This is a genomic window from Streptomyces sp. NPDC093064 (assembly GCF_044754605.1).
Taxonomy (GTDB): domain Bacteria; phylum Actinomycetota; class Actinomycetes; order Streptomycetales; family Streptomycetaceae; genus Streptomyces.
On the sequence record NZ_JBIVPK010000070.1, the window covers coordinates 1 to 26,960 of the forward strand.

Consider the following 26,960-nt stretch of genomic DNA (forward strand, 5'->3'; position numbering starts at 1 on the left):
AGGGGCAGATCTTCGTCAAGGGGCAGGTCATCAAGACCGTCCCGGAGTCGAAGATCGTGGAGACCCTGATCGAGGAGGCCATGAAGATCGCCGAGGGGATGGGGCACGACGACGCCGCGGCCGGCGGCCGCACCGGCACGGGGACACCGACAGTCACAGTGAGTTGAAGTACGGCACGGACCGAGAGGGGGCCAAGCGTGACCATTCTGGAGAGCATCCGGGGACCACGCGACCTGAAGGCGCTGTCCGAGGCGGAACTGGGTGAACTGTCCGACGAGATACGCGAGTTCCTGGTGCAAGCGGTCGCCAGGACCGGCGGTCACCTCGGGCCCAACCTGGGCGTGGTGGAACTCACCGTCGCACTGCACCGGGTCTTCGAGTCGCCGGTCGACCGGATCCTGTGGGACACCGGTCACCAGAGTTATGTGCACAAGCTCCTGACAGGGCGTCAGGACTTCTCCAAGCTGCGCGGCAAGGGCGGGCTGTCCGGCTATCCGGCGCGGGAGGAGTCCGAGCACGACGTCATCGAGAACAGCCACGCCTCCACGGCGCTCGGCTGGGCCGACGGACTCGCCAAGGCCCGCCAGGTGCAGGGCGAGAAGGGACACGTCGTCGCCGTCATCGGGGACGGCGCGCTGACCGGCGGCATGGCCTGGGAGGCGCTGAACAACATCGCGGCCGCCCGGGACCGGCCGCTGATCATCGTCGTCAACGACAACGAACGGTCCTACGCGCCGACCATCGGCGGCCTCGCCAACCACCTGGCCACCCTGCGCACCACCGACGGCTACGAGAAGGTCCTGGCCTGGGGCAAGGACGTCCTCCAGCGCACCCCGGTCGTCGGCAACACCCTCTACGAGTCGCTGCACGGCGCGAAGAAGGGCTTCAAGGACGCGTTCGCGCCGCAGGGCATGTTCGAGGACCTGGGGCTGAAGTACCTCGGCCCGATCGACGGACACGACATCAAGGCCGTCGAGTCGGCGCTGCGCCGGGCCAAACGCTTCCACGGCCCCGTCCTGGTCCACTGCCTCACCGAGAAGGGCCGCGGCTACGAACCCGCCCTCGCCCACGAGGAGGACCACTTCCACACCGTGGGCGTGATGGACCCGCTCACCTGCGAGCCGCTCACCCCCGCCGGCGGGCCGTCCTGGACCTCCGTGTTCGGCGACGAGATCGTGAAGATCGGCGAGGAGCGGGACGACGTCGTGGCGATCACCGCCGCCATGCTGCACCCGGTGGGCCTCGGCAGGTTCGCCGAGCGCTTCCCGGACCGGGTGTGGGACGTGGGCATCGCCGAGCAGCACGCGGTCGTCTCGGCGGCGGGGCTCGCCACCGGCGGTCTGCACCCGGTCGTCGCCGTCTACGCCACCTTCCTCAACCGCGCCTTCGACCAGCTCCTGATGGACGTGGCCCTGCACCGCTGCGGGGTCACCTTCGTCCTGGACCGGGCCGGAGTGACCGGCGTCGACGGGGCCTCCCACAACGGCATGTGGGACATGTCCGTCCTCCAGGTCGTGCCCGGCCTCAGGATCGCCGCGCCGCGCGACGCCGACCAGCTCCGCGCCCAGCTGCGCGAGGCCGTCGCCGTCGACGACGCGCCGACCCTGGTCCGTTTCCCCAAGGAATCGGCCGGCCCGCGGATCGAGGCGACGGGTCGCGTCGGCGGCATGGACGTGCTGCACCGGGCGGAGCGGCCCGACGTGCTGCTGGTCGCCGTCGGCGTGATGGCGCCGGTGTGCCTCCAGGCCGCCGAACTGCTCCAGGCGCGGGGCATCGGCTGCACCGTCGTCGACCCGCGCTGGGTCAAGCCCGTCGATCCGGCGCTGCCGGGCCTGGCCGCCGGGCACCGGCTGGTGGCCGTGGTCGAGGACAACAGCCGCGCGGCCGGTGTCGGCGCCGCGGTCGCCCTGGCGCTCGGTGACGCCGAAGTCGACGTACCGGTACGGAGGTTCGGCATCCCGGAGCAGTTCCTCGCGCACGCCAAGCGCGGGGAGGTACTGGCCGACATCGGGCTCACCCCGGTCGAGGTCGCCGGACGGATCGGCGCGAGCCTGGCCGTGCGGGAGCGGGCCGGGACGATCCCGGCGCAGGACGGCGCCGGGGCCGTCATGGCAGTCAAGGAGACAACCGAATGACCACGGAGTTCGACCTCGGCGCCCTGCTGTCCGAGCGCGGCGCCGAGCGCTACGAGCTGCACGCCAGGCACCTCAACCACCAACTGCCGCGCATGCTGCACACCATCGGCTTCGACAAGGTCTACGAGCGGGCCGAGGGCGCGTACTTCTGGGACGCGGAGGGCAACGACTATCTGGACATGCTCTCCGGGTTCGGGGTGATGGGCCTGGGCCGCCATCACCCCGTCGTCCGCAAGGCGCTGCACGACGTGCTGGACGCCCAGCTCGCCGACCTCACCCGCTTCGACTGCCAGCCGCTGCCCGGGCTGCTGGCCGAGCGGCTGCTCGCGCACAGCCCGCACCTGGACCGGGTGTTCTTCGGCAACAGCGGCACGGAGGCGGTGGAGACCGCGCTGAAGTTCGCCCGCCGCGCCACCGGCAGACCGCGGATCCTGTACTGCGATCACTCCTTCCACGGCCTGACCGCCGGCTCGCTGTCCGTCAACGGCGAGGAGGGCTTCCGGGACGGGTTCGCCCCGCTGCTGCCCGACACCGCCGTCCCGCTCGGCGACCTCGACGCGCTCGAGCGGGAGCTGAGGAAGGGCGACGTGGCAGCGCTGATCGTCGAGCCGATCCAGGGCAAGGGCGTGCACGAGGCCCCGCCCGGCTGGCTGCGCTCCGCGCAGGAGCTGCTGCACCGGCACAAGGCGCTGCTCATCGCCGACGAGGTGCAGACCGGCCTGGGCCGCACCGGCGACTTCTACGCCTACCAGCACGAGGACGGAGTCGAGCCGGACCTGGTCTGCGTGGCCAAGGCCCTGTCCGGCGGCTATGTGCCGGTGAGCGCGACCCTCGGCAGGGACTGGATCTTCAAGAAGGTCTACTCCTCGATCGACCGGGTGCTGGTCCACTCGGCGAGCTTCGGGTCCAACGCCCAGGCCATGGCGGCGGGGCTGGCCGTGCTGTCCGTGATGGAGAACGAACAGATCGTGGCCAACGCGCGGGCGACGGGCGAGCTGCTGAAGTCCCGGCTGGCGGCGCTCACCGACCGGTACGAGCTGCTCGCCGACGTGCGCGGCCGGGGCCTGATGATCGGCATCGAGTTCGGCCGGCCGAGGTCGCTGAAACTGCGCGGGCGCTGGACCATGCTCCAGGCGGCCCGCAAGGGACTGTTCGCGCAGATGGTGGTCGTCCCGCTGCTGCAGCGGCACCGTATCCTGACCCAGGTCTCCGGCGACCACCTGGAGGTGATCAAGTTGATCCCGCCGCTGGTCGTCGGGGAGGCGGAGGTCGACCGGTTCGTGGACGCCTTCACCGCCGTGATGGACGACGCGCACGGCGGCGGGCTGATGTGGGACTTCGGAAAGACGCTGGTCAAGCAGGCCGTCGCCAACCGGTGAGCGGAGCCGGACAAAGGCTTTGCCTTTGAGGCAAGTAATTTGCCTTAGGGGCAAAGTGGCGCTGGAATGGAGGTATGAGCTCTCCAGAGTCCCAGCCCTCGGCGGGGCAGGCCGCGGACCTGCCCGCCGTCGCGCCGCAACTGCGTGCGCTGCGCCGCCGTGCCGCACTGACCCTGGAGGCCGCGGCCCGCGCCGCCGGGCTGTCGCCCGCCCACCTCTCCCGCCTGGAGACCGGACAGCGCCAGCCCTCGCTGCCGATGCTGCTCGCGCTCGCCCGTGTCTACGGTACGACCGTCTCCGAACTGCTCGGCGAGAACGTCGCCGACCGGGACGCGGTCGTGCGCGCCGAGGACATGGAGCCGACGCGGGCCGGCGGCTGGACGTACTGGCAGGCCGGCGCGTCCGGCCGCGGGATGCAGGCCCTGCGGGTCCGCGTCCCGCACGGCTCCCAGGGTGACATCGTGCGCGTGCACCCCGGCGAGGAGTGGCTGTACGTCCTCAAGGGGCACCTCAGGCTCCGCCTCGGGGACGCCACGCACCTGCTCGTGCCGGGCACCAGCGCGCACTTCGACTCGCTGACCCCGCACCGCATCGCGGCCGAGAGTCCGGACGGGGTCGAGCTCCTCTTCGTCCACACCCTGTTGCAGAGTCCCACGGCCGCGCTGTGCCTGGGCCCCCACATCGGAGACATGCCATGAGCAACCTGGAAGAGAAGTTCCCGCGCGCCCTGTGGGTCCGGCTCGTCATCTACACCGTCGTCGGGCACTTCTTCGCCGGGTTCGTCTGGTTCCTGTTCTCGGTCGGCGGCTCCAAGTGACGGCCCATGTGGCGGGCCGTCAGTCCAGCAGGCGCTCGCGCAGCCGCTCCCGGGTGTCGGGAGCCAGCCGCAGCCCCCGCTCCAGATAGGAGTCGACGCCGCCCCAGGTCTCCTCGATGGTCTCCAGAGCCGCCGCCAGGTACTCGGCACGCGCCTCGAACAGGGGGCTGAGAAGCTCCATGACCTCGGGGGAGTAGGCCGCGGCCGAGGTGTTGCTGCGGTGCACCTTGTAGCGGCGGTGCTTGGCGTTCGACTCCAGGTAGTCGGCGACGATCGCGTCCCGCTCCACGCCGAGGGCGAGAAGGGTCACGGCGATCGACAGGCCCGCGCGGTCCTTGCCCGCCGCGCAGTGCATCAGGACCGGCACGCAGTCCTCGGCGAGTGCGTGCAGCACCCGGGAGTGCTCGCCGGTGCGCTCCTTGATGAGCACGCGGTAGGACGCGATCATCCGGTGCGCGCCCTTGCCGTCGTCCAGGACGGAGCGCAGCTCGTCGAGGTCTCCGTCGCGGACCATCTTCCAGAACTCGGCCCCGTCAGCCGGGTCGCTCAGCGGCAGGTTCACGTTGCGCACGCCCGGCAGTTCGACGTCCGGGCCCTCCAACTTCACATCGGCCGCGTTGCGGAAGTCGAAGATCGTGTGCAGGCCCAGGGAGCCGAGGTAGGACGCGTCCTCGTCCGTCGCGTGCGCGAGATGGCCGCTGCGGAACAGCATCCCGTGCCGCACCCGCCGGCCGTCCACGGTCGGCAGCCCGCCCACGTCACGGAAGTTGCGCACTGCGGCCAGCTCGGGTTCGGTCGAGGGGACCTGCTGCGTCACGGAGACTCCTCCCTTTCGGTCCCGCCGCCACGGCGCGTCGGCGGGCACGGCTTCGACCATACGACATGGCTTCCCGGGGCAACGGGGGTTGTCCAGGGGCGTTGCTCCGGCGTCCGCGCGCCTCGATGATGTCGGTGCGTGCGCGGACCTGTTCGGACCTGAGAGGGACGGAACATGCTGGAGACCGCCGACGACGGCCGTACATGGCTGCTGACCGGGCCCACGAGCGGCTACGCCGCCGCCTGGGTCACCGACAGCCCGAACGCCATGCTCAACGGGCGGTCCAGCACGCTGCGTTTCCGCCTCGTGAGCGCCATGGCGGGGGTGCTCGGGGTGGGCGGCGACCTCACCCGGTGGACGGAGGGGGAACTGGCCGAGGCCCGCGACTGGATCGCCCTCTACAAGGAGATCCGGCCGGTGGTCCAGCGCGGCGACCTGTACCGGCTGCGGCCTCCGCGGGGCGGGCTGAGCGCGGTGCAGTACGTCCTCGGCGACGACACCGTCGTCCTCGCCCTGCTCCAGGCGCAGCACCACGGCGAGCCCGTGCCCGCGCTGTGACTGCGCGGACTGGACCCGGCGGCGTCGTACGCGTGCGGGGACACCGGGGAAGTGCACCGGGGTGCCGTGCTGCTGCACCACGGGCTGCGCACCGGGCTGCGGGGCGACTTCGACGCGACGGTCGTCCGGCTGCGACGGGTCTGAGGGTCCGCGTATTCCCGCCGGGGGCGATCGGTCGAAGTGGCTTTTCTCACCGGCCGTCAACCCCTTCCTACGGTCGCGTAGGTCACATTCGAAGGTGAATCATGGGCCGACGTGGCAGACGATTCGAAGAGTGACAGCAGATCAGTGATCGGGTCGTACGTGGCGGTGGGGGACAGCTTCACCGAGGGCGTCGGCGACCCCGGCCCCGACGGGGCGTTCGTCGGCTGGGCCGACCGCTTCGCCGTCCTGCTCGCCGACCGGCGGCCCGAGGGCGGCTTCCAGTACACCAACCTCGCCGTGCGCGGGAGACTGCTCGACCAGATCGTGGCGGACCAGGTCTCCCGGGCCGTCGGACTCGCCCCCGACCTGGTCTCGTTCTGCGCCGGCGGCAACGACATCATCCGCCCCGGCACCGACCCGGACGAGGTGGCCGAGCGCTTCGAGGAGGCGGTCTCGCGGCTCGCCGTCGTCTCGGGCACGGTCATGGTGACCACCGGCTTCGACACGCGGGGCGTGCCTCTGCTCAAGCATCTGCGCGGCAAGATCGCCACGTACAACGGGCATGTGCGGGCCATCGCCGACCGCTACGGCTGCCCGGTGCTCGACCTGTGGTCGCTGAAGGCCGTCCAGGACCGCCGCGCCTGGGACGACGACCGCCTGCACCTCTCGCCCGACGGGCACACGCGCGTGGCGCTGCGCGCCGGCCAGGTCCTCGGACTCGACGTCCCGGCCGACCCGGAGCAGCCCTGGCCGCCGGTGCCGCCCCGCGGCACGCTGGAGGTCCGCCGCGACGACGTGCACTGGGCGCGCGAGCACCTGGTGCCGTGGATCGGCCGCCGACTGCGCGGCGAGTCCTCCGGCGACCACGTGACGGCCAAGGGCGCCCTGTCCCCCGACGCCATCAGGACCCGGATCGCGTCGGTGGCCTGAGCCCACAGAGGCCCAACGCCTCCCACACCCGGGCCCAGCGCCTGGGCGGAGCCCCATCCGGCTCCGCTTGCGGGAGCCCGGGCCGCATTCGCCTCCGTCACAGGGGTCCGCCTCGCCGCTCGTCGGCCGCGGGGCCGTTCCGTCCGGCGGGGCCGTCGCACGCGGGGTGGGACCGCCGGGCTACGGGCGGCGGGCTTGTCCCCATCACCTACTCTCCGTGCCGGGGCCGCTGTCGGTCGCCTCGTCGGGCTGCATCGGGCCGGGGATGCGGGAGTCTGCACCGCCGCTCGTCGGCTGGGCGGCCGTTCCGTCCGGCAGGGTGGTGGGACGCGGGGTGGGATCGCCGGGATCGGGGGTTGGAACGCGCCCGCCGGTATCCGCTCTCCGCGCCTGGGCCGGTGGTGGCCGCCTCGTCCGGCCGCGGGGGCGGGAGTCCGGCCGCCTCCCCAAGCCCGCGGCCGTCCCGTCCGGCGGCGCTGCCGGGATCCGGGCGGCGGAACGTGCCCGCCGGCCTTCCCTATGCGCCGGGCCGGTGGCGGACGCCTTCCGCTGCCTGCGGGAGGCTCCGGGCATCCAGGCTCTATCCGCCCTTCAGCCCTGGGCCGTCCTCGTCGGCCGTATCAGCGCGGGGCACTGTGGGCCGTGTTCGAGCGGAGGCTTGTTACGCGCTCACCCAGCTTGGTCGCCGGGGCCGCACGCGGTCAGGGCGAGACCCGCCCCTCGGCGGCCGTGCCGGAGCCGGGGTGCCGTGTCGGCGCGTTGTCCGTGGCCCGTGCGGATTCCGGGACCTCGCAGGAGTCCTTGAAGCCCTGGCTCGTCAGGCCCAGTGCGGAGTTCATGCGTGAGCGCAGGTTCTCGACCGCGACCACCGCCGTCAGCTCGACCAGGGCCGGCTCGCCCAGCCGGTCGCGCAGGCGGGCGGCCAGGTCGTCGTCCACCGTGGGCGGCGTGGCCGTCATGGCCTCGGCGTAGGCGAGGACGTCGCGCTCCAGCGGCGTATAGGCGTCGCTGTCCCGCCAGGCGGGGACGTCGTGCAGCTTCTCGGACGCCATGCCGCGCTCCCGGGCGACCCAGTAGCCGAAGTCCATGCACCACGAGCAGCCGATCGCCGCGGCCGACGCCATCTCGGCGAGCGCCTTCAGATCGGGGTCGAGCCTGTTCCACTTCGCCAGCGACTGCTCGAACCGCATATCGCTCCACAGGACCCGCGGATTGTGCGCGAGCGCCCGGGCGGGGTCGAGCACCTTGCCGTAGACGCGCCTGCTGTACCACTCGACGAGGCGGAACAAGCGGGTGCGGGGCGGGGTGAGCGAGACGCGGGCCATGGCGGCCACCTCCAGTTGCATCGGTTCCGTGAGCACCTCGCGGGTGCCTGCACCGGTACGACGGCCGGGAGCGCGCCGATGTGACATCCGGACCGTCGGAGGGGCCCGACATAATGGAAAGCCTGACCGACTCCACCTGGAGGTAGCGTGGCAGGATTCCGTCCTTCGAACCCGGGGCTCCGTGGACTGCGGCCCGAAGCCTTCGGCGCCGACCCCAGCGGAGAGCGCATGGCGCGTATCCGCAGATCACCCCATTTCAAGGACGGCGTCTTCCAGAACCCCGGGGGTCCCGCCCGGACCCGGCCCTCCGGCTCGACGCCGGCCTTCGCGAGGCGCTACCTCGACAAGGACGAGCGCCGCCGCCGCGCCCCGCGCGGCACCGTACCCATGCACGCCACCACGCTCGCCGACCTGGCGAAGCCCGCGGCCACCGGTCTGCGGCTGACCTGGATGGGACATTCCAGCGTCCTCGCGGAGATCGACGGGCAGCGGGTGCTCTTCGACCCCGTGTGGGGCGAGCGCTGCTCACCGTTCCCCTTCGTCGGGCCCCGGCGGCTGCACCCGGTGCCGCTGCCGCTGGCCGCGCTCGGCCCGGTTGACGTCGTCGTCATCTCCCACGACCACTACGACCACCTGGACCTGCCCACCATCAAGGCGCTGGCCGGCACGGACACCGTGTTCGCCGTGCCCCTCGGCGTCGGCGCCCACCTGGAGCACTGGGGCGTGTCCGCCGACCGCCTGAGCGAACTGGACTGGCACGAGGCCACCAGGGTCGGCGGGCTCACCCTGACCGCGACCCCCGCCCGCCACTTCTGCGGCCGGGCCCTGCGCAACACCCAGCACACCCTGTGGGCCTCCTGGGCCGTCGCGGGCGAGGAGCACCGGATCTACCACAGCGGTGACACCGGCTACTTCGACGGCTTCCGGCAGATCGGCGCGGACCACGGCCCGTTCGACGCGACGATGATCCAGATCGGCGCGTACTCCGAGTTCTGGCCGGACATCCACATGACGCCCGAGGAGGGGGTCCGAGCCCACCTCGACCTTCAGGGGAACACGCCGTCCGGCGTGCTGCTGCCGATCCACTGGGGCACCTTCACCCTCGCTCCGCACGCCTGGGCCGAGCCCGGCGAGTGGACCAAGGACGCCGCCGAGGCGGCGGGACAGGCAGTGGCGCTCCCGCGGCCGGGGGAGCCTTTCGAGCCCTCGGGCAAGGTGCCCGCGGAGCCGTGGTGGCGACCGGTGTCCGCGCCTCTCTCTCACCCGTGGCGCAGCGCCAAGGGACCGGAGGCCGCCCCGACCGCCCCGACCGCCCCGGCCGCGGCGACCGTCCCGAGCGATCTCGATCTCGCCGGCGAGCGGTGACGCCGGATCCGGGTGACTCCCAGGTTCTGACGCGGCGGTCCCAGGTCGGGGCCGCGAGGCGGCGGTGCCGGTGGTCGTCGGGCTCCCTCCCGGCCCGGTCGGCCTGAGCGCGGACCGACACAACGGGTGACGGTGCCGAGGGCGCTGGTCGGGGCAGGGGAGGAGCCGAGATCGTTCCGGCCGGACGAGGCCGGGTGGACGAGGCCGGACGAGGCCGCATGGACGGCGGGGCCGGAGGGGCGGATGCCTCTCCGGCCCCGCCGTCCGTTTGTGACCGGTTCTGGCCAAGTGGGATCGATGTATTTCGGTTCGCTGGTGTGTGGCGGCGCGGGTGCTCGCTCTGTCGTGCGAACGCTCATACCAGAGCGGGACGCTTTCTGGGGGATTTCGTCAACTGTCGACCTCACTTGGTGCGTTGGTGACTACTGTGAGTGTCCGTGGGGCGACACGGTGCCGTACACGCGCCGCTGTCGACCGGCACAGCGATGGCGCATGCCCGCTCGCGCCCCGGGCGCGAGTACACAGGCCCGACGGACCCGTACGAGGAACAGATGTCTCACCTCCGTGGACCGGCCGCCCGCGCAGACCGCCGTGAGGGCGGGCGGCACGGGCGCCCGGTCACCCGCACCGTCCCCTCGCTGCCCGAGACCCGTCTACGGCCTCAGCTGCTGCGGCTGGCGGTGCTGCCGCCGACCTCGGTCGCGCTCGCCGCCGGCGTGGCCGTGCTCTTCACCGTGCGCTCCACCGGCGCACGCCCCGATCTCGTCCTGTGGGCCGTGCTCGCCGGAGCGTTCGCGGTCACGCTCGCGGGCATCGCGATCGCCGCCGTCGCCGCCGGCCGGGCCGCCAGGTCGGTGCACGACCGTATCGGCGTCCTGCGCCGCGGCACCGCGCGCCGCGAGGCCGAACTGCGCGCCCTCGTCGACGCCTTGCGCCAGGGCGAGGCCCCGCCGCGGCGCACGTCGCGCGGCGGCCCGCCGGAGGACGCCGATGAGGTCGACCTGCTCGCCGCCGACCTGGCGCGCGCCCACGACGGGGCCGTCGTCGCCGTCGTGCAGGCCGCCCAGCTGTCCAGCCAGACGGGCAGCGAACAGAAACTGGAGGTCTTCGTCAATCTCGCCCGGCGCCTCCAGTCCCTGGTGCACCGGGAGATCTCCACTCTCGACGAGTTGGAGAACGACATCGAGGACCCGGACCTGCTCAAGGGCATCTTCCATGTCGACCACCTCGCCACCCGGGTCCGTCGGCACGCCGAGAACCTCGCCGTCCTCGGCGGCGCCGTCTCCCGCCGCCAGTGGAGCAACCCGGTCTGCATGACGGAGGTGCTGCGCTCGGCCATCGCCGAGGTCGAGCAGTACTCGCGGGTCAAGCTCGCCCCGCCGATCGAGGGGCGGCTGCGCGGCCACGCGGTCGCCGACGTGATCCACCTGCTGGCCGAACTCGTCGAGAACGCCACGCTGTTCTCCGCCCCGCAGACCCAGGTCCTGCTGCGCGCCAACCTCGTCACCTCCGGACTCGCGGTGGAGGTCGAGGACCGGGGCCTGGGCATGCCGGTCGGCGAGCAGGTCCGGATGAACGCCCTGCTCGCCGACCCCGACGAGGTCAACGTCGCGAGCCTGCTCGCCGACGGCCGCATCGGGCTGTACGTGGTCTCCCAGCTCGCCAGGCGGCACGGCATCACCGTCCGCCTGCAGACCAACATCTACGGCGGTGTGCAGGCGGTCGTCGTCGTGCCGCAGGCACTGCTGGGAACGTCGACGGCAGCCCCCGGCACGTCATTCGGGGCGCTGGACACCGGCATGCGGCCCGCGGCTCCGGCGCCGTACCCGGCCTCCGCCGCCTCGTCGCTCCCGGACGGCGGACACGCGCACGCTGCCCCGCCGGCCCTGAACGGCGGCGGCACCCACCGCGCGCCGGCCGTGTCCGGCGGTCGCGGGGAGCCTGTGCGAGGCGTGCACGGCAACGGCGTACGACCCGCGCCGAACCCCGTCACCGGCCTGCTCGGCGCCCCCGCCCGCCCCGGCGACACGCGCCGACGCGACGGTGGGATGCATCCCCTGGCGGGCGCCGGCGCCCACGACGCGGACCGCGTCGCCGGCGCATACGGAGGCGTTCTGCCGCCGCCCGCCGTACCCCGCGTGAACGGCGACGCCGGACCCGTCACGCCTGTGCCAGGGGGCGACACGCCCATGTCCGGGCCTGTGTCTGGCGGCGACATGTCTGTGTCCATGCCTGGGCCGATGTCCGGTGGCGACATGCCGGTGTCCGTACCCGCCCCGATGTCCGGGGGCGACACACCCATGCCCATGCCAGGGCCTGTGTCTGGGGGCAACACACCTGTGCCCGTACCCGCGCCCGCTCCCGAGAGCCACACGCCCATGCCCGTCCCCCTGTCCACGGGCGACTCGCCCACTCCCGTACCCGGCAGCGATCTGCTGCCCGCCCCCGCCCCCACCTTGTCCGGCGACGACGTGCGGTCCGTCGAGCCTGCCAACGGCGACCACCTCGATCCCCTGCCGCGGCGAACGGCGCGCGAAGGGCAGGACACTCCCGCGGAGGCCGTGCCGGGCATCCGGCCCGCCGAGCGGGCCGCCGTGGCGGCGAACGCCGGTGAGCCCCCCGCTCCGCGCGCCGGAGCGGTGCGCGGAACCATGGAGAGGCCCCGACTGCCCCGGCGGCGCGCCCAGGAGCACCTCGTGCCGCAACTGCGCGGTGGTCCGCTGCCGCGCCAGGAATCCGAGTACGTCGCCGGCCACGACCCCGGGCTGATGGCGGCCTTCCGGCGCGGCATGGGACGCGCCGAGTCGGAGCAGCGCCGGGAGCCGGCGGCCGCGGAGCCGGCCCGCCCGCACGAGCCGCACCCCCCGGGCGGCGCCCACCCCCTGGACGAGTCCGGGCCGGCGGAGACGCGGCCCGTGCTCCTGCCAGGGCAGCACCTCACCCTCCGGCACGACGGGAGCGAGCCGTCCGAATGACCAGTCCGCCCAGCCCCGCCACCACTCCCGCCCCCAGCGCTTGCGCAGACCTTCGGACCCCAAGGAGTCGATCCACCATGGCGAGCGATGCGCCGACCGGCCGTGTCTCCGACCTCGACTGGCTGATGAGTGGCCTCGTGCAGCGCGTACCGCACACCACCAGCGCGGTCCTGCTGTCCTGCGACGGGCTGGTGAAGTCCGTCCACGGCCTCGACCACGACAGCGCCGACCACATGGCCGCCCTGGCCTCCGGCCTGTACTCCCTCGGCCGCAGTGCCGGCGTCCGCTTCGGCGACGGCGGCGAGGTGCGGCAGGTCGTCGTCGAACTCGACTCGACGCTGCTGTTCGTCACCACCGCCGGTACCGGCACCTGCCTCGCCGTGCTCGCCGGCCGCGAGGCCGACGCGGCCGTGCTGGGCTACGAGATGGCGATGCTGGTCAAGAGCGTCCGCCCCTACCTCGAGACCGCGCCCCGGCAGCATTCCGTCGAATCCCGGGCGCTGCGGCCTTGAGCGCGGCGGCGGCCGGCGACAGGCCCTGGCTCGACGACGCGGCCGGACGGCTGGTGCGCCCCTTCACCGTCAGCGACGGCCGCACCCGGCCCAGCATCGCGCTCGACCTCATGTCGCAGGTGATGGCCACCGGGGTGACACCGCTGGCCCACCTCGGCCCGGAGCACGGCCAGGCACTCGACCTGTGCCGCGCTCCCCTCCCGGTGGCCGAGGTCGCCGCCCATCTGAAGCTGCCGGCCGTGGTGACCAAGGTGCTGCTGTCCGACCTCGTCGACTGCGGGGCGATGTCCACCAGGCCCCCCGCGTACCACCACCACCCCACCGACCGGGCTCTTCTGGAGGCAGTGCTCGATGGACTACGACGACAGCTCTGACTACGACGGCGGCCTCGATCCCTTCCCCACCGCGCTGAAGATCCTGGTGGCGGGAGGGTTCGGGGTGGGCAAGACGACCTTCGTCGGCGCGGTCAGCGAGATCGCGCCGCTGAGCACGGAGGAGTTGCTCACCACGGTCAGCGCGGCCACGGACAGCCTCGACGGCGTGGAGAACAAGGTCGAGACGACCGTCGCGATGGACTTCGGCCGCATCACCCTCGACCCGCAGCACGTGCTCTACCTGTTCGGCACACCCGGCCAGGAACGGTTCTGGTTCATGTGGGACGAGCTGTGCGAGGGCGCCCTGGGCGCGGTGATCCTCGCCGACACCCGCAGGCTGGAGGAGTGCTTCGCCGCCGTCGACTTCTTCGAACGCCGCGGCCTCGCCTTCGTCGTCGGCGTCAACGAGTTCGACGGCGCCCACCGCTACGACCCCGAGGAGGTGCGGGCGGCCCTCGACCTCGACCCGCGGATCCCCGTGGTCCCCTGCGACGCCCGTATCTCCAGCTCGGGCATCCAGACCCTGCTGACCCTCGTCCGGCATCTCATCGCCCACGCACCCGCCGTCCCCGCACCGAGCCAGGGCGCGCACAGGTGACCCCGGCACACTGATCCCCGCACACCGTCACGGAGCCCGTACATGACATACCCCGACAGCGACGGAGCCCGGCCATGAGCTACGACCCGCCCCGCCCGGCCGGTCGCCTGCTGCTGACCCCCGAGGACAAGGACGCCCCCGCCCGCACCGAGCGACTGCGGCGGCTGGGCCTGGGGGAGCGACCCGAGCCCGCCCTTGACGCCTACGCCGACCGCCTCGCCGCGTTCACCCGGGCGCCGTACGCGATGGTCAACTTCCTCGGCGTGGAAGGGCAGTTCTTCGCCGGACTGCACCGGCCCGAGCGTGACGTCCTGACCGTCGACACCGGCGCCGACGGTGACGGAAGCCGGCGTGAACTAGGCCGCCGCCTGGCCCGCGACCACGGCTTCTGCCCGCATGTCGTGGTGCGGCGCAAGGCGCTGGTGCTGGAGGACGTCAGCGACTACCCGCGGTTCGCGGGCAACCCGATCGTGGACGAGTTCGGCATCCGCTCCTATCTGGGCGCCCCGCTGATCGACAGTACGCAGATGGTGCTGGGCACGGTGTGCGTCGTCGACGTCGAGCCGCGGCCGTGGGGCAGGGAGGGGCTTCGGACCATCAAGGCGGCCGCGGCGGAGCTCGCCCCGCGGCTGGAGCGCCGGGAGACCGAGGGCTTCCTGTTCTGACGGCCGGGGCGAAGGCCTCGCACCGGGCGCGAGCGCGCTCGCGGACGGCGTGAAGCGGAGCTGTGGCCGTGTTTAAGAAATCCTCGATGGACCATCGTGCCGTCGTACGGCAGATTGCTAACGGAATCCACCCCTCTCCCCGGACGCGGGCTGCCCCGGCATGCCCGGACCCGGGGCCGGAACCACAGGAGCGGTAGCGTTGAAGGCGCTGGTCAAGCAGAAGGCGGAGCCCGGGTTGTGGCTCGCGGACGTCCCCGAGCCCGCCATCGGACCCGGCGACGTACTGATCAAGGTCCTGCGGACCGGCATCTGCGGCACCGACTTGCACATCCGGGCCTGGGACGGCTGGGCCCAGCAGGCGATCCGCACCCCGCTCGTGGTCGGGCACGAGTTCGTCGGCGAGGTCGTCGAGACCGGCGCCGGCGTCACCGACATCAAGCCCGGTGACCGGGTCAGCGGCGAGGGCCACCTGGTGTGCGGCAAGTGCCGCAACTGCCTGGCCGGACGCCGCCACCTGTGCCGGGCCACCGTCGGACTCGGTGTGGGACGCGACGGCGCGTTCGCCGAGTACGTCGCTCTGCCCGCCGCCAACGTCTGGGTGCACCGCGTCCCCGTCGACCTCGACATCGCCGCGATCTTCGACCCGTTCGGCAACGCCGTGCACACCGCGCTGTCCTTCCCGCTGGTCGGCGAGGACGTCCTGATCACCGGCGCCGGCCCGATCGGCCTGATGGCGGCGGCCGTCGCGCGGCACGCGGGCGCCCGCAACGTCGTCATCACCGACGTGAGCGAGGAGCGGCTGGAGCTGGCCCGCAAGATCGGCGTGAGCCTCGCCCTCGACGTCTCCCGGGACACGATCGCCGGTGGGCAGCGCACGCTCGGCCTGCGCGAGGGCTTCGACGTCGGCCTGGAGATGTCCGGCCGCCCCGAGGCGATGCGCGACATGATCGCGAACATGACGCACGGCGGCAAGATCGCCATGCTCGGCCTGCCCGCCCAGGAGTTCCCCGTCGACTGGGCCCGCGTCGTCACCTCGATGATCACCATCAAGGGCATCTACGGCCGGGAGATGTTCGAGACCTGGTACGCCATGTCGGTGCTGCTGGAGGGCGGCCTCGACCTCGCCCCCGTCGTCACCGGCCGGTACGGCTACGAGGACTTCGAGACGGCCTTCGCCGACGCCGCGAGCGGCAAGGGCGGAAAGATCATCCTCGACTGGACCGTGTGACCGCGTACCCCCTTCTTCCGCCGCTCTTCCGCAGGCACCTTCAAGGAGCACCCTGATGTTCGACTCCGTGCGCGACGACCTGCGCGCCACCCTCGACGAGATCCGCGCCGCCGGGCTGCACAAGCCCGAGCGGGTCATCGGCACCCCGCAGTCCGCGACCGTCGAGGTCACCGCGGGCGGCCGCCCCGGCGAGGTCCTCAACTTCTGCGCCAATAACTACCTCGGCCTCGCCGACCACCCCGAGGTCGTCGCCGCCGCCCACGAGGCCCTGGACCGCTGGGGCTACGGCATGGCCTCCGTGCGCTTCATCTGCGGCACCCAGGAGGTGCACAAGGAGCTGGAGGCCCGGCTGTCGGCGTTCCTCGGCCAGGAGGACACGATCCTGTACTCCTCCTGCTTCGACGCCAACGGCGGCGTGTTCGAGACGCTGCTCGGCCCGGAGGACGCGGTCATCTCCGACGCCCTCAACCACGCCTCGATCATCGACGGCATCCGGCTTTCCAAGGCTCGCCGCTTCCGCTACGCCAACCGTGATCTCGCGGACCTGGAGCGGCAGTTGAAGGAGGCCACCGAGGGCGGGGCGCGCCGCAAGCTGGTCGTCACCGACGGCGTGTTCTCGATGGACGGCTATGTGGCGCCGCTGCGCGAGATCTGCGACCTGGCCGACCGCTACGACGCCATGGTCATGGTCGACGACTCCCACGCCGTCGGTTTCGTCGGCCCCGGCGGCCGCGGCACCCCCGAACTGCACGGTGTCATGGACCGAGTGGACATCATCACCGGCACCCTCGGCAAGGCGCTCGGCGGCGCCTCCGGCGGCTACGTCGCCGCCCGCGCCGAGATCGTCGCCCTGCTGCGCCAGCGCTCCCGGCCGTACCTGTTCTCCAACACGCTCGCCCCGGTGATCGCGGCGGCCTCCCTGAAGGTGCTGGACCTGCTGGAGTCCGCGGAGGACCTGCGGGTCCGGCTCGCCGAGAACACCGCGCTGTTCCGCCGCCGGATGACCGAGGAGGGCTTCGACATCCTCCCCGGCGACCACGCCATCGCCCCGGTGATGATCGGCGACGCGACCAGGGCGGGCCGTATGGCGGAGCTGCTCCTCGAGCGCGGCGTGTACGTGATCGGCTTCTCCTACCCGGTCGTGCCGCAGGGCCAGGCCCGCATCCGCGTGCAGCTGTCCGCGGCGCACTCCACCGAGGACGTGAACCGCGCGGTGGACGCGTTCGTCGCGGCGCGCGCCGAGCTGGAGGGCTGAGCCGGAGGCCGACCGGTCGCAGGTCTTGCGATAATCGGTCGCATGATCGAAGCGCGGCGGCTGCACATCCTCCGTGCGGTGGCCGACCACCGCACGGTGACAGCCGCTGCCGCCGCGCTCTACCTCACGCCCTCGGCCGTCTCGCAGCAGCTCACGGCCCTGGAGCAGGAGACCGGTCACCGGCTGGTCGAGCGCGGCGCCAAGGGCGTACGGCTGACACCGGCCGGGGAGATCCTGCTCAGCCACACCAACGCGGTCCTCGCCCAGCTGGAGCGGGCGGAGGCCGAGCTCGCCGCCTACGGCTCCGGCGAGGCCGGCACGGTGACGGTCGCCGCCTTCGCCACCGGCATCGCACAGGTGGTGGCGCCCGCGGTGGCCCGCCTGGCGGGGACGGCGCCCGGCATCCGCATCCGCGTGAAGGACGCGGAGGGCGACGCCAGCCTGCCGATGGTGCTGGACCGGCAGGTCGACGTCGCGGTCGCCGTCGAGTACCGGGGCGCGCCGTCCGCCGACGACCCCCGGCTGACCCACGTACCGCTGTACGCCGAGCCGTTCGACGCGGTCGTTCCAGTCGGTCACCGGCTGGCCGACGCCGCCGAGGTGCCGCTCGCCGAGCTGGCCAAGGACACCTGGATCGGCCCCTATCCCGGCAATCCCTGCCACGACGTGGTCGTCCTGGCCTGCGAGAGCGCGGGCTTCCAGCCCCGTCTGGAACACTCCTCCGACGACTTCCGCGCCGTCGTGGCCCTCGCCTCGGCCGACGCGGGCGTGGCCCTCGTCCCGCGCTCCGCACTGCGCGGCATGGACCTCACGGGCGTGGTCGTCCGTCCCGTGGACGGAGTGGCGCCCACCCGCCGGGTCTTCGCGGCGGTGCGCCGGGGAGCCGAGGGGCACCCGCTGATCCGCCCGGTGCTCCAGGCCCTGGACGAGGCGGCGCAGGCGTAGCACCCGGCCGCACCCGGCCGCACTCGGCTCCTGGGGGATGGCTGTCAGTGCGAGGGGTTAGCGTGCGGGGCATGCCGGATGCCCATGATGTACGCCGTATCGCCCTGTCCCTGCCGGACACAACGGAGAAGATCGCCTGGAGCATGCCCACGTTCCGGGTCGCGGGGAAGATGTTCGCCACGCTGCCGGAGGAGGAGACCTCCATCGCCGTGCGCTGTCCCAAGGAAGAACGCGACGAACTGGTCCTGGCCGAGCCGGAGAAGTTCTGGATCGCCGGCCACGAGGCGCAGTTCGCCTGGGTACGGGTCCGGCTCGCGGCGCTGGAGGACGAGGACGAGCTGCGGGACATCCTCGCCGACTCCTGGCGCCAGGCGGCTCCGCCGCGGCTGCTGGAGGCCCATCCCGGGCTGGGACTGCCCACCTCCCACTGAAAACCGCTCGGGCGTTGTCAGTGGGCCGTGGCATGATCCGGAGGCAGTGGGGCCGGCGGGCGCGGGAGGGGCCGCGGTCGGCCGGGGAGTGGGGGATCGGTCGGGGAGGGGAGCGTCGGAGGGATGACCGGGACGTCGTCGCAGTCGTCGCCGGGGGAGGCGGCGGGGCGGGATGACCTCGTTGCCGGAGCCGGGGCCGGAGCCGGGATTCGAGTGGAAGCCGGGGCTGAAGTCGGCGACGGCGGTCGCGCGCGGCCGGTGTGGTCGCGGGACTTCGCGCTGTTCTTCGTCGCGCGGGCCGTCGCCCGGCTCGGCGACACCATGCTGCCGGTCGCGCTCGCCGCGGGCCTGCTCCAGCACGGGTACGGCGCGGGCGCCGTCGGTCTCGCCATGGCCTCGACGGCCGCCGCCTTCGCCGGGCTCGTGGTCTTCGGCGGGGTCATCGCCGACCGGTTCAGCACCCGCAAGCTGATGATCGGCGCCGACCTGGTGCGGCTGGGCACCCAGGCCCTGGCCGCCGTGCTGTTCTACTCCGGGCACGTGGTGCTCTGGGAGATCTGCGTGATCGGCCTCGTCAACGGCGTGGCGGGCGCCGTGTTCCAGCCCGGCGTGGCCAGTACGGTGCCCCGGCTCGCCTCCGACGTCCAGGCGGCCAACGGCGCCATACGGATCGCGGAGTCCGCGGCCCAGCTCGCGGGCCCCGCCGCCGCGGGCCTGCTCGTCGGCTTCGCCTCACCCGGCGGGGTGTTCGCGGCGCACGCCACCACCTACGGGGTCAGCGCCCTGTGCCTGCTCCTGCTCCGGCTGCCCCCGCTCATCCGGACCGGGGCCCCGGACCGCACCCCGGAAGGCACCGCGACCGGTGCCTTCAAAGCGGATCTGGTCGAAGGATGGCGGGAGTTCAGGGCCCGGACCTGGCTCTGGGGCGTCATCGCCGTGTGGTGCCTCTACATGATCGCCGTCTGGGGCCCGACCGTCCCACTGGTGGCCACCGAAGTGGTCCAGCAGCACGGCCCGCGCGCCTACGGCCTGATCAACTCCGCCCTCGGCGCCGGTACCGTCGTCGGCGGCTTCCTCGCCCTGCGGCTGCGTCCCCGCCGTATGCTGCGCGCCGGCGCGTTCGCCCTGTTCGCCTTCGTCGGCTTCCCGGCGACGGTCGGGGCCGGCTTCGGGGTGCCGGCCATGGCGGCGGGCGCCGCCGTCGCCGGGGCGGGCATGTCGTTCTGGGGCGTGATGTGGGCGACCAGCGTCCAGACCCAGGTCCCGTCCGACGTCCTCAACCGCATCCACGCCTACGACGTGGCGGGCTCCCTCGCCATGATGCCCGTGGGCCAGGCCCTGGCCGGACCGGCCGCCACCGCCCTGGGCGCGAACCACGTGCTGCTGGTGTCCGCCGCGATGAGCCTCGTCGTGCCGACGGTCCTGCTGGCGGTGCCCGCGATACGCGGCCTCATACGGGCCGACGCGCGCGGCGCCGACCGCCCGCACGCGCAGGACGGGACCGCGGACGCGGCACCTGGGCGCACGCACCCCGAGCGGCGCTGACGACGGCGACTCCGGACCGGCCACCGCCGTACGGGCTCCGCTCGGCCTCTGCGCGGGCTCCGCTCGGCCTCCGCGCGGCCGCCTTCAGGCGCCCGAGGTGTCCGCGGCGTCCGAGGTGCCCGTGGTGCCCGCCTCGGCCCGGGTCCCGAGGAACGCCGAGATCCGTTCCCGCAGCGACCGGGCGTCGAGCCCGTGCGCGGCGGTGTGCTCCTCGGCGGTCCCGTAGCGCCGCAGTTCGGCGCGGCCCACACCGAGCCCCAGGACGCGGTGCGGGACGTCGCGGAGCGCGTCGTTCGCCGCCGAGGTCGACGTGCCCGCAAGGTACGGCTCGACCAGGACGACGTCCGTACCGGCCGCCTGGGTGGCCCGGCGCAGCGCGGCCGCGTCGAAGGGCCGTACGGTCGTCGCGTACAACACCGTGACGTCCAGGCCCTCCGTCGCGGTGAGCACCGCGTCGAGCAGGGGACCGACGGCGACCACCACACCCGAGCGACCCTCGCGGACCATCGCGAAGTGCTCGCCGTCGACCGGGCGGCGGTGCGCGTTCGACTGCACGGACAGCCGTACGTAGACCTTGTCGTCGCCCGCGGCGACCGCGTGCCGCAGCAGCGTCTCGGCCTCGTCCGGGTGCCCGGGCACATGGACGGTCCAGCCGTCCAGCGTGTCGAGCAGCGCCACGTCACCGGGTGCCATGTGGGTGTAGCCGCCCGCGGGCCAGTCGAAGGAGGCGGCGGCGCTGACCAGCACCGCGCCCGCGCCCTGGTGCCCGAGATCCAGTTTGACCTGCTCGAAGGGGCGCTCGACGAGGAAGCTCGCGAAGGTGTGCAGCACCGGTCGCATCCCGGTCAGCGCCAGCCCGGCGCCGACTCCGACGAGGAGCTGCTCGCGGATGCCGACGTTGATCACCCGGTCGGGATGTCGGCGCCGCGCGTCGGCGAAGCCGTCCTTGCCGATCTCGGCGATGACGACCGCCACCCGCGGATCCTCGTCGAGCAGTCGCGAGACGGCCGGTGCGAGACGGTCACGCATGGTGTCCATGGAGGTCGAGCCCTTCTGTGTCGGGTAGTCGGCGGAAGCCGCGGGGAGTCGGGGGAGACGGGGGCCTGCTCAGCGGTTACGGCTCACGGGTTCTTCGGCTCCACCCGGGCCACCACCACGTGCGGGCGGCCCGGATGCGGCGCGGTGAACGCGGCGTACAGCGCCTCGTGGTCGCGGCCGTCGACGCTCGCCGTCGACCAGCCCGCCGCCTCGAAACGGGCCGCGATCCCGCCGGGACGGGCATGGCTGGCGGAGGCGTTGTCGACGACGACGGTGTGCAGCTGTTCGAGCCCCGCGGGCCCGGCGAACGCGATGGCCTCGTGGTTGCTGCCCTCGTCCAGCTCGGCGTCCCCGGTCAGCACCCAGACCCGGGGCCGGTTCAGCCCCTGGGCGCGCAGCCCCAGGGCCGTGCCGACGGCGATGGGCAGTCCGTGCCCGAGCGACCCGCTGCCGATCTCGGCGCCCGGCACCAGCGTGCGGTCCGGATGGTGGCCGAGCGGCGAGTCGTAGGCGCCGAAGTCCGGCAGCCAGTCGACCGGCACGAAGCCCTTCGCGGCGAGCACCGCGTAGTACGCCATCGGGCCGTGTCCCTTCGACAGCAGGAAACGGTCCCGCTCCGGGTCGTCCCGCTGCTCCGGGCGGACCCTGAGCACCCGGTCGTAGAGCACCCAGAGCACGTCCAGCGTGGACGTGGCCGCCGGTCCGTGCTTCTCGTCGCCCGTCATAAGACCCATCAGCCGGGGCAGGTCGGCGTAACCGTGGGCGCGTTCGGTCTCCTCGGTGGTCGTCATGCCGACGATGGTGCGACCTCAACCAAACTTGAGGTCAAGTCCCGTCGTCCCGACACCGCACGGACCAAAACCCGTGCGCGACCACCGACCTGAGTGCGGTATTGTTTTCCTGCGCGTTCGGCCAGGGGAAACCCCAGGTCAGATGGGCAACGGGACGTGGCGCAGCTTGGTAGCGCACTTGACTGGGGGTCAAGGGGTCGCAGGTTCAAATCCTGTCGTCCCGACTTGCGAAGAGGCAGGTCGAGGGTCGTATCAGAGTGATCTGGTACGACCCTTTCGGTTTCCCTGCCGACGTGCCCGCGAGGTGCCCGCCCGAAGGGGACATCGTGACCCTCATCGAACCGAACGCCGCCGAGCTGCGGCATCTGGAGCGCGCGGTCGAGCTGGCCGCCGAGGCGGTGCGGGCCGGGGACGAGCCGTTCGGCTCGGTCCTGGTCGGTGCCGACGGGGAGGTCCTGGCGGAGGACCGCAACCGGGTGAACAGTCTGGACGACAACACCCGGCATCCGGAGTTCGAGCTGGTCCGCTGGGCCACCGCCCATCTCACGGAGCGGCAGCGGGCGGAGGCCACCGTCTTCACCTCCGGGGAGCACTGCCCCATGTGCGCGGCCGCCCACGGCTGGGCCGGCCTCGGCCGGATCGTCTACGCCCACTCGGCAGCCCAGTTGACCGACTGGCCGGCCGAACTGGACGTGCCGCCCTCCCCGGTGCGCTGCCTGCCGATCCAGGACGTGGTGCCCGGCCTGACGGTGCAGGGCCCCGTCCCGGCCCTGACCGACCGCCTGCGCGAACTGCACCGCGACTTTCACACGGCGGCCCGCCGATCCGACTCCTGACAACCGCGTACGGGCTCTCTCCTCCACCTCGGCAAGGTGGAGGAGAGAGCCCGTACGCGAGTCGTCCCTACGACCGGTCGCCCTCGGTCTGCGGGTGGACGCAGTGCCACCGGTGGGACTCGCCGGGGCCGGACCCGGCCGCGGGGAAGGCGGTCAGGCAGGCGTCGTCGGCCTTCCAGCAGCGGGTGCTGAAGGGGCAGCCGGGCGGCGGGTTGACCGCCGACGGCACCGGGCCGTGCAGCACGATGCGTTCGCTGCGCTCCATCAGGCTCGGGGTGGCCGACAACAGGGCCTGGGTGTACGGGTGCGCGGGGGAGGCGGCGACGCGCCCCGCCGGCCCCTCCTCCACGATCCGGCCGAGGTAGAGCACGGCGAGCCGGTCGGCGAGGTGCCGCACGGTCTGGATGTCGTGCGAGATGAACACCATGCCGAGGTTCAGCCGGTCCCGCAGGTCCACCAGCAGGTTCAGGACCTGCGCGCGTACCGACACGTCGAGTGCGCTGGTCGGCTCGTCGGCGACGATCAACTCGGGTTCCAGGGCGAGCGCGCGGGCGATGGCCACGCGCTGACGCTGCCCGCCCGAGAGCTGTCCCGGCAGGGCCCGCAGGGTGTGCGCGGGCAGGCCGACCAGGTCCAGCAGTTCCTCGACCCGCGCGTCGCGTTCCTTGACGTCGCCCCGCCGGTGCACGTCCAGCGGGTCGCGCAGGATCCGGCCCACCGGCAGCCGGGGGTTCAGGGCGGTCGACGGGTCCTGGAAGACGACGCCGACGGAGGAGCCGAACTCGTCGCGGCGCCGGGCACCGGGCATCGCCCACAGGTCCTCGCCGTGGAAGGTGACCGTGCCCTCGGTGGGCCGCTGCAGACCGGTGAGCACCCGGGCCAGGGTCGACTTGCCGCAGCCGGACTCGCCGACCAGGCCGACGATCTCCCCGCGTCCGACCTCCAGCGAGGCGTCGGTCAGGGCGTGCACGTGGCTCCGGTCGAACAGGCCGTCGCCGCGGGCCTTGTGGCGTACGTGTACGTGGTCGAGCCGGATCATCGGTTGCTCTCCTGAAGCAGGGCGGCCGGCGCGGGGTGGTGGCACGCGGTGCTGTGGTCGGGCCCGCCGCCGGGCACGGGCGGGGTGGTGCGGCACAGGTCGGTCGCCGCGGCGCAGCGCGAGGCGAACCGGCAGCCGTTCCCGAAGCGGCGGGGCGCCGGGACGATGCCGGGGATCTGGTGCAGCCGCTCGGCGCCCGTCTCCAGCGACACGACCGAGCCGAGCAGCCCGCGGGTGTAGGGGTGGGCGGGCGCGGACAGCAGCGACCGGGTCTCGGCGACCTCCGCGACCTGGCCGGCGTACATCACCGCGATCCGGTGCGACAGATCGCCGACGAGCGCCAGGTCGTGGGAGACGAGGATCATCGCGAAGCCGAGCTCGTCGCGGAGCCGTTCGAGCAGTTCCACCACCTGGGCCTGGACGGTGACGTCGAGCGCGGTGGTCGGTTCGTCCGCGATCAGCAGGCGGGGGCTGCGGGAGAGCGCCATGGCGATCAGTACGCGCTGACGCTGGCCGCCGGAGAGTTCGTGCGGGTAGCTGCGCAGGGTCCGCCGCGGATCGAGGCCGACCAGTTCGAGCAGTTCGGCGGGGGTCTGCGTACCGCCGCGGCTGGTGAGCTGCTTCAGCTGCCGGCCGACGAGCACCGAGGGGTTCAGCGAGGAGAGCGCGTCCTGGTAGACCATGGCGATCTCCGGGCCGTTGAGGGCCCGGCGCTGCCGGGGGCCGAGCTCCAGGAGGTTCCGGCCGCGGTACTCGATACGCCCGCCGACCTCGGCGTTGCGGGCCAGCAGCCCCATCACGGCCAGGCTGGTGATGCTCTTGCCGCAGCCCGACTCGCCGACCAGGCCGAGGGTCTCGCCCTCGCGGACCGAGAAGGAGATGCCGTCCACGACCCGGGTGTCGCCGTAGCGGTCGGGGAAGCGGATGGTCAGGTCCTTCACGGCCAGGAGTTCGGCCGCGTCGTCGGCGACCGGCGCGACGGCGGGCGGGCCGCTCAGCACACGCGCCGACAGCCGGGCGAGCGCGGCGTCGACGTCCGCGCCGGCGCCGACCGGGGTGACGTCGGGCCGCGCACCGTCCTCGGCGGAACCAGCGGACTGGGCAGAACCGGCGGACTCACCGGAACCGACGGCACCGGCGGGCTCGCCCGCTGAGGACGTGGCGGACCCGCTGAGGGAGGACGTCGCGGACTCCGTCTCGGAAGCCGCCCCGGACCGCGGATCCCCGTCGTCGGCGCGCGCGTCGGACGGTGCCGCCGCCGCGTCGGTGAGGCCCTCGGACAGGATGTTCAGCGCGAGCACGGTCGCCAGCAGCACCAGTCCGGGCAGCAGGGTGGCCCACCAGCCGCCCGACAGCAGGATCTGCCGGCCGTAGGACAGGACGTTGCCCCAGCTCGGGTCGGGGTCCTGCACACCGGCCCCGATGAAGGACAGGCTGGCCTCGAAGATGATGGCGTCGGCGACCAGCACCGTGGCGAACACCATGACGGGCGCGGCGCAGTTGACGGCCACGTGGCGGACGACGATGTACGCGCGGCGGGCGCCGATCACCTTCTCGGCGGCCACGTAGTCCTCGCCGTACTGCGCCATGACGTTGGCGCGCACCACGCGGGCGAGCGAGGGCATGTAGACGAAGGCGATGCACAGGATGAGCACGGGCAGGCTGGTGCCGAAGACGGTGACCAGCACGGCCGCCAGCGCGATCGGCGGGAAGGCCATGACGATGTCGAGCGTGCGCATCACCGACTCGTCGCCCAGTTTGCGCGAGGTGGCGGCGAGCGAGCCGAGGACCGCGCCCAGCACGAGGGCGGCGGCGGTCGAGCCCAGGCCGATGACCAGGGAGTACCGGGCGCCGTAGACGACACGGGCGAAGATGTCCCGGCCGACCCGGTCGGTGCCGAACCAGTGGGCGCCGCCGGGTGCCTGCACGGGGGTGCCGGTGGCGAGCGGATCGGCGGCGATCAGCGGCGCGAACACGGCGGCGAGGACCACGATCCCCAGCACGCCCAGGGCGAGGCGCGACGACAGGGGAAGCGTCCGGAACCGGATGCCGGGGCGGGACAGTCTCCTGACGAGACCGCTTCTGGGGAACATGTCACACCGTCCTGATACGCGGGTTGACCAGCAGGTACAGCAGGTCGACGACGACGTTGACGACCAGGAAGGCGACGGCGATGGTGAGCACGGTGCCCTGGACGAGGGCGACGTCGCCGCCGGTGACCCCCTCGAGGATCAGCTTGCCCATGCCGGGCAGGTCGAAGATCGTCTCGATCACGACCGCGCCGCTGAGCAGGTAGCCCACCCGCACGCCGAGCACGGTCAGCGGAGTGATGAGCGCGTTGCGCAGCACGCCCCGGACGACGACGTGACGGGGCAGTCCGTTGCCGGTGGCGGTCCGTACGTAGTCGCGGTCCAGCTCGGCCACCATGGAGGTCCGCACCAGACGGGCCAGCGAGGCCGCCACGGGGACGGCGAGGGCGAAGGCCGGCAGGGCCATGGACCTGAGCCAGCCGCTGAAGGAGTCGGCCGGGTTGACGTAGCCGCCGGTGGGGAACACCGCGCTGTTCAGGGCGAACTGCTGGATGAGCAGCACTCCGAGCCAGAACGACGGGATGGCGACGCCCGCGATCGACAGCACACGGGTGAGCTGGTCGGGCCAGCGGTCCCGGAAGACCGCGCCGGTCACGCCGAGCACGAGGGCGAGGACGATCGCGATCACCAGGCCCAGGGCGGTGAGCTGGATGGTGAGGGGCAGCGCGATGGAGATCCGGTCGAGCACCGGCTGGCTGGGTGGCACGGTGGAGCCGAGGTCGCCGCTCAGCAACTGGCCGAGGAAGCGGACGTAGCGCACCGGCAGTGGGTCGTTGAGGCCGTTGGCCTCGGCGAAGGCGGCGCGGGCTGCGGCCGAGGCGCCGTCGCCCAGGGCGTTGTAGGCGGGGTCGACGGGCGAGAACTGAAGCACCACGAAGACGAGCAGCGTGATGCCGAGGATCATCACCGGCATGATCGCCAGACGGCGCAGCGCGAGCCGGAGGAATGTGACCATCGTGGGTTCCTAGGGAAGGGGAGGGCACCGGGGCGGGGGGGGGGGGGGGGGGGGGGGGGGGGGGGGCGGGGGGGGGGGGGGCGGGGGGGGGGGGGGGGGGGGGGGGGGGGGGGGCCGGAACGGGGGCGGACGACGGTTCCGTGGGTGAATTCCCCGCCGGTTGCGGGGTGTTCGCCGGTTGTGGGGTTTCAGGCGTTCGCGGCCCGTAATCTA

General features: G+C 72.9%; 24 protein-coding genes, 1 tRNA gene and 2 pseudogenes. 20 read left to right on the forward strand and 7 right to left on the reverse strand.

The genetic code is table 11. The features are described 5' to 3' along the window. The 5 genes and pseudogenes from ACIQFZ_RS39365 to ACIQFZ_RS39385 form a co-directional block, all read left to right on the forward strand. Positions 1-167: pseudogene (locus ACIQFZ_RS39365) on the forward strand (4-hydroxy-3-methylbut-2-en-1-yl diphosphate synthase); the annotation flags it as partial. 30 nt (positions 168-197) lie between these two features. Beyond that, positions 198-2,135 carry a 1-deoxy-D-xylulose-5-phosphate synthase gene (gene dxs / locus ACIQFZ_RS39370; protein ID WP_402693530.1) on the forward strand — a complete coding sequence of 646 codons (1,938 nt, stop codon included), beginning with the start codon at positions 198-200 and terminating at the stop codon, positions 2,133-2,135. After that, the gene (locus tag ACIQFZ_RS39375; protein ID WP_402693531.1) at positions 2,132-3,514 is read left to right on the forward strand and encodes an aspartate aminotransferase family protein; all 1,383 of its coding nucleotides are present in this window, start codon (positions 2,132-2,134) and stop codon (positions 3,512-3,514) included. The genes dxs and ACIQFZ_RS39375 overlap by 4 nt, the downstream gene beginning before the upstream one ends. Positions 3,515-3,588: 74 nt before the next feature. Next, complete coding sequence (locus ACIQFZ_RS39380) at positions 3,589-4,212, forward strand: XRE family transcriptional regulator (protein ID WP_361418805.1); 624 nt, start codon at positions 3,589-3,591, stop codon at positions 4,210-4,212. Next, the gene (locus tag ACIQFZ_RS39385; protein ID WP_141356258.1) at positions 4,209-4,331 is read left to right on the forward strand and encodes a DUF6126 family protein; all 123 of its coding nucleotides are present in this window, start codon (positions 4,209-4,211) and stop codon (positions 4,329-4,331) included. Before ACIQFZ_RS39380 ends, ACIQFZ_RS39385 begins: the two co-directional genes overlap by 4 nt. Before the next feature lie 19 nt (positions 4,332-4,350). Here the strand turns inward: ACIQFZ_RS39385 and ACIQFZ_RS39390 are convergent, their stop codons facing one another. Then, on the reverse strand, positions 4,351-5,148 hold the full coding sequence (locus ACIQFZ_RS39390; RefSeq protein WP_365430068.1) for a tyrosine-protein phosphatase: 798 nt from the start codon (positions 5,146-5,148) through the stop codon (positions 4,351-4,353). Positions 5,149-5,385: 237 nt separating this feature from the next. Between ACIQFZ_RS39390 and ACIQFZ_RS39395 the strand changes: the two are divergent. Together ACIQFZ_RS39395 and ACIQFZ_RS39400 are read left to right on the forward strand one after the other, a co-directional pair. Then, a pseudogene (locus ACIQFZ_RS39395) lies at positions 5,386-5,850 on the forward strand (GH36 C-terminal domain-containing protein); the annotation flags it as partial. Between the two features lie 144 nt (positions 5,851-5,994). Then, positions 5,995-6,780 carry an SGNH/GDSL hydrolase family protein gene (locus ACIQFZ_RS39400; protein WP_402693540.1) on the forward strand — a complete coding sequence of 262 codons (786 nt, stop codon included), beginning with the start codon at positions 5,995-5,997 and terminating at the stop codon, positions 6,778-6,780. A 701-nt stretch (positions 6,781-7,481) separates the two neighbouring features. On the opposite strand, the gene ACIQFZ_RS39405 is transcribed toward ACIQFZ_RS39400, so the two are convergent. Beyond that, positions 7,482-8,126: a carboxymuconolactone decarboxylase family protein gene (locus tag ACIQFZ_RS39405; protein WP_402693532.1), complete on the reverse strand. Its 645-nt coding sequence runs from the start codon at positions 8,124-8,126 to the stop codon at positions 7,482-7,484. Positions 8,127-8,252: 126 nt separating this feature from the next. Here ACIQFZ_RS39405 and ACIQFZ_RS39410 point away from each other — a divergent pair, with 126 nt between their 5' ends. From ACIQFZ_RS39410 to ACIQFZ_RS39460, 11 genes are all read left to right on the forward strand, one after another. Beyond that, the gene (locus tag ACIQFZ_RS39410; RefSeq protein ID WP_402693533.1) at positions 8,253-9,470 is read left to right on the forward strand and encodes an MBL fold metallo-hydrolase; all 1,218 of its coding nucleotides are present in this window, start codon (positions 8,253-8,255) and stop codon (positions 9,468-9,470) included. Between the two features lie 551 nt (positions 9,471-10,021). Continuing rightward, entirely contained in the window at positions 10,022-12,445 is a 2,424-nt protein-coding gene (locus tag ACIQFZ_RS39415; RefSeq protein ID WP_402693534.1) for an ATP-binding protein, read from the forward strand. A 77-nt stretch (positions 12,446-12,522) separates the two neighbouring features. Next, complete coding sequence (locus ACIQFZ_RS39420) at positions 12,523-12,957, forward strand: roadblock/LC7 domain-containing protein (protein ID WP_361418821.1); 435 nt, start codon at positions 12,523-12,525, stop codon at positions 12,955-12,957. After that, positions 12,954-13,331 carry a DUF742 domain-containing protein gene (locus tag ACIQFZ_RS39425; protein ID WP_383063141.1) on the forward strand — a complete coding sequence of 126 codons (378 nt, stop codon included), beginning with the start codon at positions 12,954-12,956 and terminating at the stop codon, positions 13,329-13,331. The genes ACIQFZ_RS39420 and ACIQFZ_RS39425 overlap by 4 nt, the downstream gene beginning before the upstream one ends. Further along, positions 13,309-13,929 (forward strand): ATP/GTP-binding protein, encoded by a 621-nt coding sequence (locus ACIQFZ_RS39430; RefSeq protein ID WP_365428205.1) that lies wholly within the window; start codon positions 13,309-13,311, stop codon positions 13,927-13,929. The genes ACIQFZ_RS39425 and ACIQFZ_RS39430 overlap by 23 nt, the downstream gene beginning before the upstream one ends. Positions 13,930-14,003: 74 nt before the next feature. After that, positions 14,004-14,594, forward strand: a complete 591-nt coding sequence (locus ACIQFZ_RS39435; RefSeq protein WP_383063144.1) for a GAF domain-containing protein — start codon at positions 14,004-14,006, stop codon at positions 14,592-14,594. A 199-nt stretch (positions 14,595-14,793) separates the two neighbouring features. After that, positions 14,794-15,822 (forward strand): L-threonine 3-dehydrogenase, encoded by a 1,029-nt coding sequence (gene tdh, locus ACIQFZ_RS39440; protein ID WP_365428211.1) that lies wholly within the window; start codon positions 14,794-14,796, stop codon positions 15,820-15,822. 55 nt (positions 15,823-15,877) lie between these two features. Then, on the forward strand, positions 15,878-17,077 hold the full coding sequence (locus ACIQFZ_RS39445; protein WP_365428214.1) for a glycine C-acetyltransferase: 1,200 nt from the start codon (positions 15,878-15,880) through the stop codon (positions 17,075-17,077). Between the two features lie 42 nt (positions 17,078-17,119). Next, positions 17,120-18,022 carry a LysR family transcriptional regulator gene (locus ACIQFZ_RS39450; RefSeq protein ID WP_402693535.1) on the forward strand — a complete coding sequence of 301 codons (903 nt, stop codon included), beginning with the start codon at positions 17,120-17,122 and terminating at the stop codon, positions 18,020-18,022. 71 nt (positions 18,023-18,093) lie between these two features. Next, entirely contained in the window at positions 18,094-18,453 is a 360-nt protein-coding gene (locus tag ACIQFZ_RS39455) for an MmcQ/YjbR family DNA-binding protein (RefSeq protein ID WP_365428220.1), read from the forward strand. Positions 18,454-18,576: 123 nt separating this feature from the next. Next, positions 18,577-19,998, forward strand: coding sequence for an MFS transporter (locus tag ACIQFZ_RS39460; protein ID WP_402693536.1), 1,422 nt, complete (start codon positions 18,577-18,579; stop codon positions 19,996-19,998). 84 nt (positions 19,999-20,082) lie between these two features. Here the strand turns inward: ACIQFZ_RS39460 and ACIQFZ_RS39465 are convergent, their stop codons facing one another. Together ACIQFZ_RS39465 and ACIQFZ_RS39470 are read right to left on the reverse strand one after the other, a co-directional pair. Beyond that, on the reverse strand, positions 20,083-21,036 hold the full coding sequence (locus tag ACIQFZ_RS39465) for a transketolase (protein ID WP_365428226.1): 954 nt from the start codon (positions 21,034-21,036) through the stop codon (positions 20,083-20,085). An 83-nt stretch (positions 21,037-21,119) separates the two neighbouring features. Continuing rightward, positions 21,120-21,827, reverse strand: a complete 708-nt coding sequence (locus ACIQFZ_RS39470; protein ID WP_365428229.1) for a transketolase — start codon at positions 21,825-21,827, stop codon at positions 21,120-21,122. 150 nt (positions 21,828-21,977) lie between these two features. Between ACIQFZ_RS39470 and ACIQFZ_RS39475 the strand changes: the two genes are divergently transcribed. Both ACIQFZ_RS39475 and ACIQFZ_RS39480 read left to right on the forward strand, forming a co-directional pair. Then, positions 21,978-22,051 (forward strand) — tRNA-Pro (locus ACIQFZ_RS39475). A gap of 102 nt (positions 22,052-22,153) precedes the next feature. Continuing rightward, positions 22,154-22,663 (forward strand): nucleoside deaminase, encoded by a 510-nt coding sequence (locus ACIQFZ_RS39480; RefSeq protein ID WP_402693537.1) that lies wholly within the window; start codon positions 22,154-22,156, stop codon positions 22,661-22,663. A 67-nt stretch (positions 22,664-22,730) separates the two neighbouring features. Here ACIQFZ_RS39480 and ACIQFZ_RS39485 read toward each other — a convergent pair whose 3' ends face one another. The 3 genes from ACIQFZ_RS39485 to ACIQFZ_RS39495 are packed head-to-tail and all read right to left on the reverse strand — an operon-like array spanning position 22,731 to position 26,747. Next, positions 22,731-23,702, reverse strand: coding sequence for an ABC transporter ATP-binding protein (locus ACIQFZ_RS39485; protein WP_365422992.1), 972 nt, complete (start codon positions 23,700-23,702; stop codon positions 22,731-22,733). Beyond that, on the reverse strand, positions 23,699-25,795 hold the full coding sequence (locus ACIQFZ_RS39490) for a dipeptide/oligopeptide/nickel ABC transporter permease/ATP-binding protein (protein ID WP_402693538.1): 2,097 nt from the start codon (positions 25,793-25,795) through the stop codon (positions 23,699-23,701). Before ACIQFZ_RS39490 ends, ACIQFZ_RS39485 begins: the two co-directional genes overlap by 4 nt. 1 nt (position 25,796) lies before the next feature. Continuing rightward, entirely contained in the window at positions 25,797-26,747 is a 951-nt protein-coding gene (locus ACIQFZ_RS39495; protein WP_402693539.1) for an ABC transporter permease, read from the reverse strand. Positions 26,748-26,960 lie beyond the last annotated feature (213 nt).